Source organism: Streptomyces sp. NPDC026062, from assembly GCF_055568375.1.
The window spans coordinates 129,427-144,073 of the sequence record NZ_JBVHOQ010000013.1 but is presented as its reverse complement, the minus strand read 5'-3'; the positions used below and the strand labels follow the sequence as shown (position 1 = coordinate 144,073).

General features: G+C 70.2%; 12 protein-coding genes. 6 read left to right on the top strand and 6 right to left on the bottom strand.

What is annotated here, in order from left to right; genetic code table 11:
* Positions 1 to 58 precede the first annotated feature (58 nt).
* Complete coding sequence (locus tag ACZ4LX_RS14870; protein ID WP_467649242.1) at positions 59 to 265, top strand: DUF397 domain-containing protein; 207 nt, start codon at positions 59 to 61, stop codon at positions 263 to 265.
* A 152-nt stretch (positions 266 to 417) separates the two neighbouring features.
* Here the strand turns inward: ACZ4LX_RS14870 and ACZ4LX_RS14865 are convergent, their stop codons facing one another.
* On the bottom strand, positions 418 to 1,323 hold the full coding sequence (locus tag ACZ4LX_RS14865) for a hypothetical protein (RefSeq protein ID WP_467649244.1): 906 nt from the start codon (positions 1,321 to 1,323) through the stop codon (positions 418 to 420).
* A gap of 79 nt (positions 1,324 to 1,402) precedes the next feature.
* On the opposite strand from ACZ4LX_RS14865, the gene ACZ4LX_RS14860 reads away from it, so the two are divergent.
* Positions 1,403 to 2,185, top strand: coding sequence for an SDR family oxidoreductase (locus ACZ4LX_RS14860; protein ID WP_467649247.1), 783 nt, complete (start codon positions 1,403 to 1,405; stop codon positions 2,183 to 2,185).
* A 445-nt stretch (positions 2,186 to 2,630) separates the two neighbouring features.
* Positions 2,631 to 4,211, top strand: a complete 1,581-nt coding sequence (locus ACZ4LX_RS14855) for a sodium:solute symporter family protein (RefSeq protein ID WP_467649249.1) — start codon at positions 2,631 to 2,633, stop codon at positions 4,209 to 4,211.
* A gap of 226 nt (positions 4,212 to 4,437) precedes the next feature.
* On the opposite strand, the gene ACZ4LX_RS14850 is transcribed toward ACZ4LX_RS14855, so the two are convergent.
* Together ACZ4LX_RS14850 and ACZ4LX_RS14845 are read right to left on the bottom strand one after the other, a co-directional pair.
* Positions 4,438 to 5,556 (bottom strand): ADP-ribosylglycohydrolase family protein, encoded by a 1,119-nt coding sequence (locus ACZ4LX_RS14850; RefSeq protein WP_467649251.1) that lies wholly within the window; start codon positions 5,554 to 5,556, stop codon positions 4,438 to 4,440.
* A 258-nt stretch (positions 5,557 to 5,814) separates the two neighbouring features.
* Complete coding sequence (locus tag ACZ4LX_RS14845; protein WP_467649253.1) at positions 5,815 to 6,105, bottom strand: hypothetical protein; 291 nt, start codon at positions 6,103 to 6,105, stop codon at positions 5,815 to 5,817.
* Between the two features lie 142 nt (positions 6,106 to 6,247).
* On the opposite strand from ACZ4LX_RS14845, the gene ACZ4LX_RS14840 reads away from it, so the two are divergent.
* Together ACZ4LX_RS14840 and ACZ4LX_RS14835 are read left to right on the top strand one after the other, a co-directional pair.
* Positions 6,248 to 7,072, top strand: coding sequence for a helix-turn-helix domain-containing protein (locus ACZ4LX_RS14840; RefSeq protein ID WP_467649256.1), 825 nt, complete (start codon positions 6,248 to 6,250; stop codon positions 7,070 to 7,072).
* The gene (locus ACZ4LX_RS14835) at positions 7,069 to 7,287 is read left to right on the top strand and encodes a DUF397 domain-containing protein (protein WP_467649259.1); all 219 of its coding nucleotides are present in this window, start codon (positions 7,069 to 7,071) and stop codon (positions 7,285 to 7,287) included. Before ACZ4LX_RS14840 ends, ACZ4LX_RS14835 begins: the two co-directional genes overlap by 4 nt.
* 280 nt (positions 7,288 to 7,567) lie before the next feature.
* On the opposite strand, the gene eccD is transcribed toward ACZ4LX_RS14835, so the two are convergent.
* Positions 7,568 to 9,043 (bottom strand): type VII secretion integral membrane protein EccD, encoded by a 1,476-nt coding sequence (eccD, locus tag ACZ4LX_RS14830; protein WP_467649262.1) that lies wholly within the window; start codon positions 9,041 to 9,043, stop codon positions 7,568 to 7,570.
* A gap of 161 nt (positions 9,044 to 9,204) precedes the next feature.
* Here eccD and eccCa point away from each other — a divergent pair, with 161 nt between their 5' ends.
* Positions 9,205 to 13,167, top strand: a complete 3,963-nt coding sequence (gene eccCa / locus ACZ4LX_RS14825; protein ID WP_467649264.1) for a type VII secretion protein EccCa — start codon at positions 9,205 to 9,207, stop codon at positions 13,165 to 13,167.
* Positions 13,168 to 13,251: 84 nt separating this feature from the next.
* Here the strand turns inward: eccCa and ACZ4LX_RS14820 are convergent, their stop codons facing one another.
* Together ACZ4LX_RS14820 and ACZ4LX_RS14815 are read right to left on the bottom strand one after the other, a co-directional pair.
* A complete protein-coding gene (locus tag ACZ4LX_RS14820; RefSeq protein ID WP_467649266.1) occupies positions 13,252 to 13,833 on the bottom strand; it encodes a PH domain-containing protein in 582 nt (193 codons plus the stop codon).
* Between the two features lie 400 nt (positions 13,834 to 14,233).
* Positions 14,234 to 14,569: a hypothetical protein gene (locus ACZ4LX_RS14815; protein WP_467649268.1), complete on the bottom strand. Its 336-nt coding sequence runs from the start codon at positions 14,567 to 14,569 to the stop codon at positions 14,234 to 14,236.
* Positions 14,570 to 14,647 lie beyond the last annotated feature (78 nt).

Here is a 14,647-nt window from a genome sequence, read left to right as displayed (position 1 = left end):
CAATCACGCCACCGGGGCATCCGCTGGCACTCACACAACTCTCTGAACCGGAGTGAACATGGCCATTCGTCAGGGTGCTACGGAAAACTGGACGAAGTCGTCGTATTCCGGGGGCAACGGCGCTTGCGTCGAAGTCAAGTCCCCTCTTGTGCAGGCGATTGCCGTACGTGACTCGAAGGCCCCCGAGGGCCCTTCGCTCACCTTCGTCTCCGGCGCCTGGAACACGTTCGTGCGTGATGTCGCCAAGGGTTCCGTCGACGCCTGACCGATGTTCCCCTTCCGCTGTACCGCCGCACCGATCCAGGTGCTGCCGGTAGCCCTCTCGTCCGGTTCGCCGTCCTGGCCGAGGGGGCTCCCCGCGCAACTGCGGGGAGTGGAAGCACCGCACGGCCACCACCCCTCGCGCCGTCGCCCGATTCAGCGCAGCTGATCGACGTACCGGTCCGTGCCCGGCACGGTCGGGATGAACGGCGCCACCAGTTCCACCCGCCCCAGCCCCGACTCCGCCACCGCCGTGTCGAGCCCGGTGAAATGTTCGGCCCAGCACGCTCGCGGGTCCTCCTGGAGGAACCAGAGCAGGGTCAGCCGGGTGTCGACGCCCTCGACCTGCTTCACATAGGTCATCCGGTCACCCGGAAGCGGCGTGGGCCGGAACACCGTCACCATCGCCGCGGACGACCCGCTCAGCCGCTTCGGCAGCTGCCGCGAGCGGAGCCACTCCAGCAACTCGGCCCGCTGCGCAGGGCCTTCGGAGTCGATCACCTCCAGGACCAGTCCGCTGTACGGGTGGTCGAGGGCATGGAAGTCCCGGGGCCCCGCCGCCCCGTCCCGGTAGACCGTCGCCTCGTGGTCCTGGAACGCCGTGAAGACATGGGTGCGGTCCTGGTAGACCCGGCCGTCCCGGTTGAGCCGCTTGTTGATGCCGACGGTCCACTTCATGTGGTCGTCGTAGCGCCCGTCCGTCACCCAGTACGTGGACAGATAGCACCCGGCGCCGACCGGCTGAGCGACCGCGGACTTGTCCGGATAGCGCAGCTCCTGGAGCTCCCGGGTCGCCACCCAGCGCCGGCCGGCGAACATCCAGGGCATCGCCATCGCGCCCGCGTAGTAGTGGTCGTCCTCGTACCAGCGGTTGTACGCGAACTCATGGCCCGGATGCGGTTCCACCATGGTGATGAGCGCATGCCCGGGATGGACCCCGTACGGGCCCAGCGAGGCCAGCTCGGCGTACGTGTCGCTACGCCTCCCGCCGCCACCGCCTCGCACGTCCCCGGCCCGCGCGTCCCCGCCCCGCGACCCCTCGTCCCGCGTTCCCTCGCTCATGCCGTTCCCCTTCCGTACTCCGCCGGAGGGACCTACTCTGACGCCCCGTCAGAAGAACTGCCAGAGCCGGGAGGCGCCGATGTTGCTCGCGGGGAAGACCGTTATCGTGTCCGGGGTGGGCGCCGGGCTCGGGCATCAGATCGCCGCCACCGTCGTGCGCGACGGGGGCAACGCCGTGCTCGGGGCACGCACCGCGGCCAATCTCGCGAAGTCGGCCGCCGAGATCGATCCGGACGGGCTGCACACCGCACATCTGGCCACCGACATCACCGACGAGTCGCAGTGCGAGGCGCTCGCGGCGCTGGCCGTCGAACGGTTCGGGCGGATCGACGCGGTGGTCCATGTCGCCGCCTGGGACAGCTACTTCGGCGGAGTCGAGGACGCCGATCTGGACACCTGGAAGGGGGTCGTCGACGTCAATCTGCTCGGCACCCTGCGGATGACGCGCGCCTGCCTGCCCGCACTCAAGGAGCGGGGCGGATCGGTCGTCGTCATCGGCACGCAGTCAGCGGTCGCGGCGCCGTCACAGGTCCGGCAGGCGGCGTACGCGGCCTCCAAGGGCGCGCTCACGTCGGCGATGTACTCCATGGCCCGGGAGTTCGGACCGCACCGGATCCGGGTGAACACCGTACTGCCGGGCTGGATGTGGGGTCCGCCCGTGCAGGCCTACGTACAGTTCACCGCCCACACCGAGGAGGTGCCCGAGGCCGAGGTGCTGGGGAGGCTCACGGAGCGCATGGCACTGCCGGAGCTGGCGACGGACGGCGATGTGGCGGAGGCCGCGGTTTTCCTGGCCTCCGACCGGGCGCGGGCGATCACCGGGCAGTCCCTGCTGGTCAACGCCGGCGAGCTGATGCGCTGAGGTACGGAGGTACGGAGGTACGGAAGCGCCGACACCTCGGCGCACGGGCGCGCTTTCGCAGGGAGTTCGGCAAGGACAGTCGGCTCTCCTCCTTCTCGGCCGCACGGGACCCGCATCCCGTGCGGTCTTTCTGTGCTCTTCGGCGCTCCTGGATGTTTCCTCGTGCCCTGTCGGACGTTCTCTCAGTCTCTGCACAGCCTGACGAAGTGCCCGCTCATCGTGTGGCCGCCGTCACGTTCGCGACAACGCCCCCATGGGTCAAGAACAAGTAAAATCGTTCGACTTGCTGATCTGCGTTCACATCTCTGACCGAAGAACACCTTGACCGAGGTGCCGGACAGGCGGTTCAATCCCCGAAGTCCCCACTCCCGCACGGGGGCCCCGCTGAACGGCCGTACTGACGAAGTGCGTACCCGTTCACAAGGCGGACCCCAGGAGGGGGCACATGAACAGTCTCGACTGGGTCGTGCTCATCGGCTACTTCGGCGTGATGATCGCGATCGGACTCTGGTCCCACAAGCGCGTGGACAACGTCAGCGACTTCTTCACGGCCGGCGGCAAGATGCCGTGGTGGCTTTCCGGGATCTCGCACCACATGTCCGGCTACAGCGCCGTGATGTTCACCGGTTACGCCGGCATCGCGTACCAGTACGGCGTCACGTCCTTCGTGACGTGGTCGCTCCCCATCGCCATCGGCATCGGGATCGGCGCCAAGCTCTTCGCCCCCCGGCTCAACCGGCTGCGCTCGCGGCTGCACGTCGCCTCACCGCTCGAATACCTGAAGAACCGCTACAACATCCAGACCCAGCAGGCGCTCGCCTGGTCCGGTCTGCTGCTGAAGATCGTCGACGTCGGCGCCAAGTGGGCGGCCATCGCCACCCTGCTCTCCGTCTTCACCGGCATCACCCTGACCCAGGGCATCTTCATCACCGGCATCATCACGGCGGTCTACTGCACGGTCGGCGGACTGTGGGCCGACGCGCTCACCGAGCTGGGGCAGTTCGTCATCCAGCTGTTCGCCGGGATCGCGATGCTCGTCGCCGCGATGAGCAAGCTCGACGGCGTCAGCACGCTGTGGACCGTCTGGGACAAGCTGCCCGAAGGCCACGGGGAGCCGACGGCCGGTCCGTACACCGTGACCTTCCTGCTCGCGTACCTGTTCATCAAGACCTTCGAGTACAACGGCGGCATGTGGAACCAGGCCCAGCGCTACATGGCCACGGACTCCGCGGCCTCCGCGACCCGCTCGGCACGGCTCTCCGCCGTCCTGTGGCTGGTCTGGCCGACGGTCCTCTTCTTCCCGATGTGGTGCGCCCCGCTGCTCGTGGACGCGCAGAAGCCGGACGCCTCGGACAGCTACGCGCTGATGACCGAACAGCTGCTGCCGCACGGCCTGCTGGGCCTGGTGATCGTCGGCTTCTTCTCGCACACGATGGCCATGTGCTCCTCGGACGCCAACGCCATCTCGGCGGTCTTCACCCGCGACATCGCCCCGGTCTTCTCCAGGGCGGCACGCAACTGGAGCGACCGGGCGGGGCTGATGGCCGCGCGGCTCTCCACGCTCGGCTTCCTGGGCCTGTCCATGGCGCTGGCGACCCAGATCAACTCGCCGACGTTCAAGGACATCATCTCGGTCGTGATCAAGTGGGTCGCCGGTCTGATGGGCCCGATCGCGATCCCGTTCATGCTGGGTCTGCTGCGCAGCTTCCGCAGGTCGGGGCCGACGGCGGCGCTCACCAGCTGGGCGGCGGGTCTGCTGGCGTTCTACTTCACCAACTACAACTTCGACGGTTCGGTGAAGACGGACGTCGCCCTCCAGTACCAGGTCGCCCTTCCGCTGGCGATCTCGCTGGTGCTCTACATCGTCATCGGCTTCATCAAGCCGGAGGACACCCCGGAGCGCGACGCGATCATCGAGCGGATCAACGCGGACGGCGGGGACTCGGCGACCGGTGCGCCCCTGCCGCCCCAGCGCGGCCCCGAGGATGTGACGGCCGCGGAGGGCGTCGGGGGTGTGAAGGACTGACGCCTGCGGCTGTACGCGGGTGCGGGGCGGGGTTACGGATGCGGCGGCTTCCGTAGCTCCGCCCCGCACCCGTTCTTCATGCGCCGGCGCCCGTGCCCGTGCCCGAATGCGCTCCCGGCCCCCCTGCCGCCTTACGCCCGTTCCCGCCCTCCCTGCCGCCGCGCCCGCGCCCGCGTGCGCGCCGGGGCCCCGCGCCGGTCCGTCCCCCCGCTCCCGGCTCCCGGCTTCAGGCGCGCGGGTAGCGGGCCAGCCAGCCGGGTGCGGCGGCCGCGGCCGGGCCGTGCAGGGCGGACCCCTGCGTCATCTCCATGGCGAAGTCGTCGGCGAGCTCCAGGAGCGTGGCGCGCCCCTCCAGCTCGGTCAGCCAGGCCGGCGGCAGCGCGGTCTCGCCGTGCAGCGCGCCGAGCAGCGCCCCGCACAGGGCCCCGGTGGCCGAGGACGGCCCGCCGTGGTTCACGGCCAGCCGCAAGCCGTGCCGGACGTCCTCGCCGACCAGGGCGCAGTACACGGCCACCGCGAGCACTTCCTCGGCGGAGTCCGTGGCGCCCAGGGACTCGATGAGCGCCGGACCCGGTATGCCCTGGCGCACGGTGCCGAGGGCGTGCTGGAGCGCCTCGGTGACGGGTTCGTGGCCCGGCCGCTCGGCGAGCAGGCCCAGCGCGTGCTGTACGGCCCCGTCCAGCGACTCCCCGCGCGCCAGCCCGTGCACCATGACGGCGAGGGCGCCCGCGGAGAGCAGGGCGGTGGGGTGGCCGTGGGTCTGTGCGGCGCACTCGACGGCCAGCTGGAACACGAGCTGCGGATCCCAGCCGACGAGCAGCCCGAACGGGGCGGAGCGGGTCAGCGCGGCGGCGTCGTGCGCGGCGGGGTTCTTGGGCCGGTCGAGGGTGCCCATGACGGTGTCGCCAAGGCCGCCCAGACACTCCCGGGTGGGTGCGCGGCGGCTGTAGAGCCACTCCTGCCCGGCCAGCCAGCCGTTGTCCTTGCGCCGCTCGTCGGGGCCCCAGTCGTGCTGGGTGGCGGCCCAGCGCAGATGGGCCTGGTGCACATCGGTGGGCGGGTGCCAGGCGCCGGTGTCACGGCGGACCTGGGCGCGGATCAGCCCGTCGACGGTGAACAGGGTGAGCTGGGTGACGGCGGTGACGAAGCCGCGCCCGCCGTGTGCGGGGACGAAGTCGGTGACGGCGTCGACCCCGTGGGCCTCGCGGATCTCCTCCAGCGTGAGCTCGCTGACGCCCGCGCCGAGCGCGTCACCGATGGCACCGCCGAGCAGTGCGCCGCGTACCCGGCTGCGGAAGTCCTGCTGCTCGGCACGGCCCCAGACAGCTGTGGTCCCTGAGCTCACCGTGCCCCTTCCCGTCGGTCGGTCCGTGTGCGACTGCGCAGCACTGTAATCGAACGGGACAGGGCGGCCGGGGGCGACGAGGGTACGGGTAGGAATGTCAACGGGCGTACGGGGCTTCGCATCTGCCCGGTTGGTGCGCTTCGGGGAGTGGAGGCGCAACACCTCCATACTTTGCCCTGCTCGCCCCTCCGGCCCCTCGGCACGAAATCGGCCAGGACCTCTCGGGCCGGCCCCTGCCAGGCTCCGGGCGGACGCCGCTCACGAGGATTCCGTCCGCATCCGCCGACCCCGGCTGTGCGCGATCCGCAGCAGATCCCCCAGCGACTCCGTGGCCCGCGTGAGCGCGAACCGCACCGCCCGCTCCCCCGCCGCCCGGTCCGCCAGCACGGCCCGCGACCCGGCCCACACCTTCTCGCCGCACTCGATCTGCTCGTCCTCCATGTCATCCGCCAGCCGTGACATCAGGCTGTCGGGATCGTCCGTGCTGAGCCAGCACGGATTGCCCTCCGGGGAGGTCCAGGGAAGGAGGCGCGGAGGAAGGTCGGTCATGGTCTGCTCCTGACGGTCGGTGAGCGGGAACGCGCCACCGAAGGGTGACGGTGACGGATCGTGCCCCGATGATTACGCGACCGCCGTACGCTCGGAAAGCGGGCCACGCTTGCCCGCGCACAGGACAACGGAGGGGCCGCCGATGACCGAACTCACGCCCACGGACGAGGAGTCGGGCCGCGCCGCCCTCGGGCGCGCACTGCGTTACCTCCGCGAGAAGGCCGGCCTGTCCCTCGGGCAGCTCGCCGAGAAGACCCGCTACGACAAGAGCTACCTCTACCGCCTGGAAACAAGCCAACGCCTCTCCAAACTCGCGGTGATGGAGGACCTGGACCGGTTCTACGACTCCGGGGGCCTGCTCGTGCAGCTCTGGAAGGTGGCGCGCAGGGAGGTCTTCAAGGACCGCTACAAGGAGTTCATGCGGCTTGAGGCGACAGCTCGCATCATGCACCTGTTCACGCTCGGTATCCCCGGCCTGCTCCAGACGGAGGAGGTGGCCCGGGAGCTGTTGTCCGGCGCCCGGGAAACCGACGCCGAGGCCGAGCTGGTGGAGGAGCAAGTCATAGCGCGCCTGGGCCGTCAGCAACTGCTGCACCGCAGGCCCCAGCCCTCCGTGCGGATCATCATCGATGAGTACGCGCTCCGCCGCCCCGTCGCGAACCCCAAGGCGTGGGAGGAGCAGTTGACGCACCTGCTCGACATGAGCGAGACGTCCTCCGTCGTACTCCAGGTCCTGCCCTTCTCGGCCGGGGCGCACCATCTGATGGACGGTTCCCTGACACTGCTGTGGCAGGACGACGCGAGCGCCGTTGCCTATACGGAGGGCAACGGATGCGCGGAGTTGATCGAGGATCCGGCCGCGGTGACCCGCTACCGGCTGTCCTACGATCGGCTCCGGGATCTGGCGCTGCCCCCGCCGGAATCCACCGCGTTCATCAGGGGTGTCCTGGAGGAACACAGATCATGAGCCCTATCCCCGACCTCTCCACCGCGACATGGCGCAAGTCCAGCTACAGCGACGGCGGCGCCAACAACTGCGTCGAGGTGTCGGACAGCTTCCCCGGCCTCGTCCCCGTACGCGACAGCAAGACCCCCACCGGTCCGGCACTCCTCTTCGGGCCCGGGGCCTGGACCCCGTTCGTGAGCTTCGCCGGCTCCGGGGCCGGGGCACGACCTCGCTGACTGCCGGACGGGGTGAGCGCCCCCGGCACACGCGCAGGGGACGCACGCGTCGCGCCCCGGGCCGGACGCCCCGGACACCACAGCCCCGGGCCCGCCCGGCCCGGGGTGCCTCGCTCCACCGTGATGGCGGACCACCTGGCCTCCAACGACTACCGTGCCGAGGCCAACGCGGCGGCCCTCGCCGCCATGCCCGGATCCGTCCGGTGCGGGGCAGGGGCCGTGTCCGCCTCGGCCGGCGGCGTATCCGGAGACCTCGCGGAACCGGACTGCGGGACAGCCCTCAGCTGGTCATGCTCCGTGCCGACGAGTACACGTCGAGGACGGCCAGGCAGAGGGGGACGAGCGCGAGGAGGAGAACCACCTCGGCCAGGTCGGAGAACCGGCCCCAGAAGGGCGACAGCCCCCGCTTCGGAATGATCAGCGCGATGCCGATCAGCAGGGCGGCACCGGCCGTGACGGCCGCGGCGAGCCACAGCGTACGGATGTCGAGCGGTCCTCGGTCCTGTTCCGTCAGGAGCTTGATGACGGCGCTCATGGGCGGGTTGAGCGACAGCCCCAGAACCAGCAGGCCCAGGGCCGCGAGGCCCGCGCCCAGCACGGCGACGACCTGGGCCGTGTAGCGGAAGAGCCGTGCTCGCAAGAGCATGGCCAGACCGGCGACCAGCGCGAGGGTCTGGCCCCAGACGTCGCTGGAGAAGCCCAGGACGGCGGCGGACGCGACGACCACCACGCAGCAGCCCCCGACGAGCCCCAGCAGCAGCTCGTGCCCGCGCCGGGCCTGGGCCGCGATGCGTTCGGCGTCGATGGCCCCGCCTTCGCCGATGCCCGGCGCGCGGTCGAGGTCGGCGTCCGTCGTGGGGCGGGGGGCCGCGTAGCCGATCGGCAGGTGGGCCACTCGCGCCGAGAGCCCGGGGAGGAAGGCGATGGCTCCGATCGCCACCACCGCGCAGACGGCGGCGGTCTCGGTGGGACGGGATTCGGCGAGGACCGAGCAGAACGTCGCGAGGGTGCCCACCGCCGAGGCGAAGACAACGGCGACGAACGGTGCGTCGCCGGAGGGCATCGCGGCCACGAGCCCGGCGGAGAAGCAGAGCACGGTGGCGCAGCCCAGCAGGAACTGGAGACGCCCGATGCCGGTGCCCGGGTCGAGCGCGAGGATGCCGGACCCGGCGATCATCAGGTGCGGCAGAGCCGCGAGGCCGAGCGCGATCGCGGAGGCCCGGTCGCCGTAGCTCCGGGCCCTGACGGCGGCGAGCACGACGAGCAGCACACCGACGGCGGCGGCGACAATGCCCGGCAGGCCGTGCATGTCGTGCTGGACCGGGTCGGAGAACCAGACCACGAAGCCCATGAGTACGAGAAGGAGCGCGCCGCCGAAGAGACCGGAGACGCGGAACAGCTGGTCGCTCCAGAGGGCGCGGTCACGGCGGACGGCGGAAGCGACCGCGTCGGTGACATCGTCGAAGACGGCCGGGGGGAGCGATTCCGCGAAGGGCCGAAGCCGCAGGACGTCCCCGTCCAGGACGCGCTGGACGGACATCGGGTGGGTGAGGTCCAGGAGTGTGCCGTCGCGCCGGGCCAGGTGGTAGCCGGGGGGCGCCCCCGGGGGTGTGGCCTGGCCGGTGAGCCGCAGGATCTCCGGAAGCAGGTCGGCAACAGCGACATCGTCCGGCAGTGCCACATCGATACGGCTGTCCGGTGCCACGACCGTTATTCGGCAAAAACCGGTTGAAATGGTCGAACTCACCTGTTGCATCCCCCTCGTTCGCCGTGCACCGCGCTCCTGGGCAGGAGCGCCACCCTATCGGGGACGCCCGCACGGGCTGCACGTAGGATCATCGGCACGCGGAGGTAGGTCGCTGCCACGGGGGTGCCGGCCCACAACTCTCCGGGCCGCACTGAGGGATTGATTCGCCGGTGACCCAGATCGTCGTCAAACGCCCGCCTCGGGCCATGCCGCCCGAGACATCCGCGGCGGAAGTAAGACTTGAGTCGCCTCCTGAACTGCCGCGCGGGCAGCAGGAAGGCATGGCCATGCAGCTCCTGCCCATGCTCGGCATGGGCTCGTCGGTGGTGTTCTTCTTCATGCCCGGCTCACAGCCGTTCATGAAGATCATGGGCGTCATGATGCTGATGTCGACCGCGGCCATGGCGATAGCCCAGGTGATACGGCACCGCAAGGGGAGCCAGGGCGAAGCCTCGGAGGGGCGCCGGGACTACCTGAAGTACCTCGCGCAGACCCGGCGGAAGGTACGCAAGACCGCACGGATCCAGCGGGACGCGCAGTTCTATCTGCATCCGGACCCCGACCAGCTGTGGTCGCTGGTCGCCGAGGGCGAGCGGCTCTGGGAGCGGCGGATCGGCGACAACGACTTCGGACAGGTCCGTGTCGGTCTGGGACCGCAGCAGCTGTGGACGCCGCTGGTGGCGCCGAGCACCGCGCCGCTGGAGGAGCTGGAGCCGCTGTCGGCCGGCGCCATGCACCAGTTCCTGGCCGCTCACGGCTCGCTCGACCGGCTTCCCATGGCGGTCTCGCTCCGCGCCTTCTACCACGTCGTGGTCTCGGGCCAACCGGGGCCGGTGCGCGCTTCCGCACGCTCGATGGTGGCCGGTCTGGTCTCGCTGCACTCGCCCGACGACCTCGTGGTCGCGGTGGCCGTGTCCCCGGACGCGGCCGACCAGTGGGACTGGACGAAGTGGCTGCCGCACTCCCAGGCTCCCGGGTCGACCGACGGGGCCGGTACGAAGCGGCTGTTCGGCGACAACCTGATGGAGGTCGAGGAGCTGCTCAAGGGCACCCTTGAGGGCCGGTCGCGGTTCAACCGTGAAGGAGCGCCGCTCCTCGACCAGCCTCATGTGGTCCTCGTCCTGGACGGCAGCCTCGTGCCCGCGGAGTCGCTGCTCGCCTCCGCGGAAGGATTGCAGGGGGTGACCGTCGTGGAGATCGTTCCGGAGGAGCTGGACGAGCCCCGCGGTCAGCTGCACATCGCCGTGCGGCCCGGCCGGCTCCGGCTGGAGTCGGCCGCGGCCACGTATCACGGCGTGCCGGACTTCCTGCCGGTCGAGACCGCGGAGGCCCTGGGCCGTCAGCTCGCCCCGCTGCGGATGGGCGCCGGCACGGAGGACGACGAGCCTCTCCTCGCCAACCTGGACTTCACGGATCTGCTGGGCATCGGCGATCCGGCCGCGGTCGACACCACGACGGCCTGGCGGCCCCGGTCGACGGCCGACCGGCTGCGCGTACCGATCGGCGTCGGCGAGGACGGCTCGCCCGTCATGCTCGACCTCAAGGAGGCCGCGCAGGAGGGCATGGGCCCGCACGGCCTGTGCGTGGGGGCGACGGGTTCCGGCAAGTCGGAACTGCTGCGCACCCTGGTGCTCGGCCTGGCGGTCACCCACTCCTCCGAGACGCTCAACTTCGTCCTGGCCGACTTCAAGGGCGGCGCGACCTTCGCGGGCATGTCCGAGCTTCCGCATGTCGCCGCCGTCATCACCAACCTGGCGGACGACCTCACCCTGGTCGACCGTATGCGGGACTCCATCACGGGTGAGCTCCAGCGCCGCCAGGAGCTCCTGCGGGCTTCGGGCAACTACGCGAACCTCACCGACTACGAGAAGGCGCGTGCCGCCGGGGCCCCGCTGGAGCCCCTCGCCTCGCTGGTCCTGGTGATCGACGAGTTCAGTGAACTCCTCACCGCCAAGCCCGATTTCATCGACATGTTCATCCAGATCGGCCGTATCGGCCGGTCCCTGGGTGTGCACCTGCTGCTGGCCTCGCAGCGTCTGGAGGAGGGCCGCCTGCGCGGCCTGGACACCTATCTGTCCTACCGGATCGGTCTGCGTACGTTCTCCGCCGCCGAATCCCGCACCGCGCTGGGCGTGCCCGACGCCTACCACCTGCCTTCGGTGCCCGGCTCCGGGTTCCTGAAGTTCGGCACGGAGGGGATGACCCGCTTCAAGGCCGCCTATGTGTCGGGCACCTACCGCCCGGGGGCCGCCCCCGTCACCGGGAGCGGCGAGCTCCCCATCGACCGGCGCCCCGTGCTGTTCACCGCGGACCCTGTGGCGGTCCACTACCCCGAGCCCGATCCGTACGTCTCCCACGCACCCGGGCAGACGACCCCGGACGCGCTGGCGGACACCGTCCTCGATGTCATCGCCCGCCGCCTGGAGGGCCAGGGACCCCTGGCCCACCAGGTATGGCTGCCGCCCCTCACCGAGGCCCCGTCCCTCGACCAGCTGCTGCCGCAGCTGGCGGTGACGCCCGAGCGCGGGCTGCACTCCCCGCAGTACGACCGGAACGGCTCCCTGGTCATCCCCTTCGGCCTGGTGGACAAGCCCTTCGAGCAGCGACGCGACTCCCTCGTACGGGACTTCTCGGGCGCGGCCGGTCACATGCTGATCGTCGGCGGTCCCCGCTCCGGAAAGTCCACGCTCCTGCGGGCGCTCATCGGCTCCTTCGCCCTCACGCACACGCCGAACGAAGTGCAGTTCTACGGAATGGACTTCGGCGGAGGCGGCATGGTCGCCATCGAGGGCCTGCCGCACGTCGGCGGGGTGGCCTCCCGGCTGGACCCGGAGAAGATCCGCCGTACGGTCGCCGAGGTCTCCGGGATCCTCAACCGGCGCGAGGAGTTCTTCCGGGACAACAACATCGACTCGATCGCGACCTACCGCCGGCTCCGCGCCGAGGGCCGGCTGCCGGGCGAGCCGTGGGGCGACGTCTTCCTCGTCATCGACGGCTGGCAGTCCTTCAAGACGGACTACGAGTTCCTGGAGCCCGTCGTCGCCGACATCGCCGCCCGGGGTCTGGGGCTCGGCGTCCACCTGGTCGCCACCGTCGCCCGGTACATGGAGATGCGGGCGGCGCTCAAGGACCAGCTGCTCAACCGGCTGGAGCTGCGCCTGGGCGACCCGACCGACTCGGAACTGGACCGCAAGATCGCGGTGAACGTCCCCGTCGGCACTCCGGGCCGAGGCCTGACCGCGGAGAAGCTGCACTTCATGGGCGGGCTGCCGCGCATCGACGCCTCCTCCGACGCCGACACCCTGTCCGGCGCCACCGCGGCCTTCGTCAAGGCCACGACCGACAACTGGCCCGGCCCGCACGCCCCGCAGGTGCGCATGCTGCCGAGGATGCTCTCCGCCCGGGAGCTGCCGAGCGGCCCCGGCGATCAGCGCCCCGGCGTCTCGATCGGGCTCGACGAGATGAACCTCGCGCCGGTCTTCGTCGACTTCGACACCGACCCGCTGTTCGCGGTCTACGGTGAGTCGGAGTCCGGGAAGACCGCCCTGCTGCGCCTGCTCATCAAGCAGATCACCGAGCGGTACACCCCGCAGGAGGCACTGATCTGTGTCGGTGACTACCGGCGCAGCCTGCTGGAGTGCGTGCCCGAGCCGTACCTGGTCGGATACTCGACGACGCAGAACGCGTTCGACACGTACATCCAGGACATGAACACCCTCATCACCAGCCGGATCCCCGGCCCCGACGTGACACCGCAGCAGCTGCGCAACCGCAGCTGGTGGCGGGGGCCGCGGGCGTTCATCATCGTCGACGACTACGACCTGGTCGCGACGTCCTCCGGTAACCCCATGGCACAGCTGGTCGACAACCTGCCCTACGCCCGTGACGCGGGGGTCAACTTCATCATCGCGCGCAGCAGCGCGGGCGCCGGCCGCTCCTCGTACGAGCCGTTCATCCAGCGCTTCAAGGAACTCGGCGCGCAGGGCGTCGTCCTGTCCGGTCACCCCGGTGAGGGCGAGCTCCTCGGCGATGTGAAGGCCCGTCCTCTTCCGCCGGGCCGGGGCCTGTTCGTCTCCCGCCGCGGCACGCCTGCCCTGATCCAGACGGGCTGGCTGCCGCCGGACCTGGGCTGAGCGGGACGCGGGGAAACAGTGGAGGGGGTCAGCCCGGTTTCGGGCCGACCCCCTCCTCCGTTGCGCGCCGAGGCGGCACAGCTTCTACGCGCCGGCCCTGCCCGGGTTCCGGGGTTCGGCGGTGTACTTTCCTGGCGCGAAGCGCTCGACCGCCTCAACGATCAAGGCAGCGTGATTCGGCCTCCGACGGCGCCAGAGGGAGCCTCCGAGCGAGTAGAGAATGACCATCCTCCGCCCACCACCCGCGATCGGCCTGTCGGGAAGAGCCCCGTCCTTCAGCTCCAGCAGCAGCAGGCTCTGCCTGCTGTTGAACCGAACCTGGTCGATATCAGCCCACCGCACGGTCTCCGTGCCCCCGCGCCGCACCTTGCTCATGCCTCCCGGATCGATGCGCAGGGCCGGTGTTCGCGACACCAGGGCGATCAGCGGCAGCAGGGCCACCACCCCTCCCAGCACCGGCAGTCCCGCATAGCCGGCGACACCCGCCTCGCCCATGAACCCCATGCCCTCGCCCATGATCAGTACGCCGACCACAAAGAGGACGAGTGCTTCGAGGAGCACCAGACAGAGCATCGCCGCGAGGATCAACCCGAGGTAGAACCCGCCGCGGCGTGCCCGCTCAGCGGGGAGAAGGAGCCCTTCGGTGGTGTGTGAGGGTGTGGTCATGATGCTGCCTTCGTCGAGGTTCGGGCGGCGAGTGCATGGCGCTCAACTACCCGCCGGTGAGGCGTGGTGGTACACCCCGTATGAGCTGTCCAGGCCGGCGGCGCAACGTCACCACGTGAACTGCGCCGCTCCGGCGGCCACGATCCCGGCGACCCGGAGAGCTGTCCGCCGCCCACGCATGACATCCACCTGTCTGCTGATCCGAGAAGCCCGGGCACCCGGTTCCGGGACGCGCAGAACCCGGCGACGCGTTCGCGTCGCCGGGTTCTGTTGCACTGAGCCAGGATGACGCCCGGTATTCCGCAGAAGGCGACCCTGCCGGCACCCGACAGCCGTCGGGCCCATGACGTCCCAGGAAGGCCTGTTCCGAACCGGGCGCCCGCGGGGAGGGCGTGAGCGGTCACAGCGACTGAACGAGCTTCAGGGCTTCGGGCAAGGGGCACCGGGGAAACTGGCGCCTGAACCGGCGGGTAGCCACCAACAACCCCTTTTCGTCCCGGATCCGGCGAAGTTCCGCCTCGTCCGTCACGACCGACCGCAACGCGTCGATGGACCCGAACTGTCCGTACCAGTCCTTCTGACGCCGCCGCTGCGCGTATCCCTCGGCAAAGCTCGGAAGGAGAACGGACAGGCCGCAAAGAAGGACTGTCAGCGGCAGACTATGAGGCTGAACAGCGAACACCACATAGAAGCAGGCCAGGGAGGCACACCAGAGCGGCACCCGAATCCAGTACATGCGAAATCATCACCCGTCATTCAGAAGATCCCGCCTTCCCGGCATCGTCAAGCACTGCCGGGCTTGCGGAATCAATTC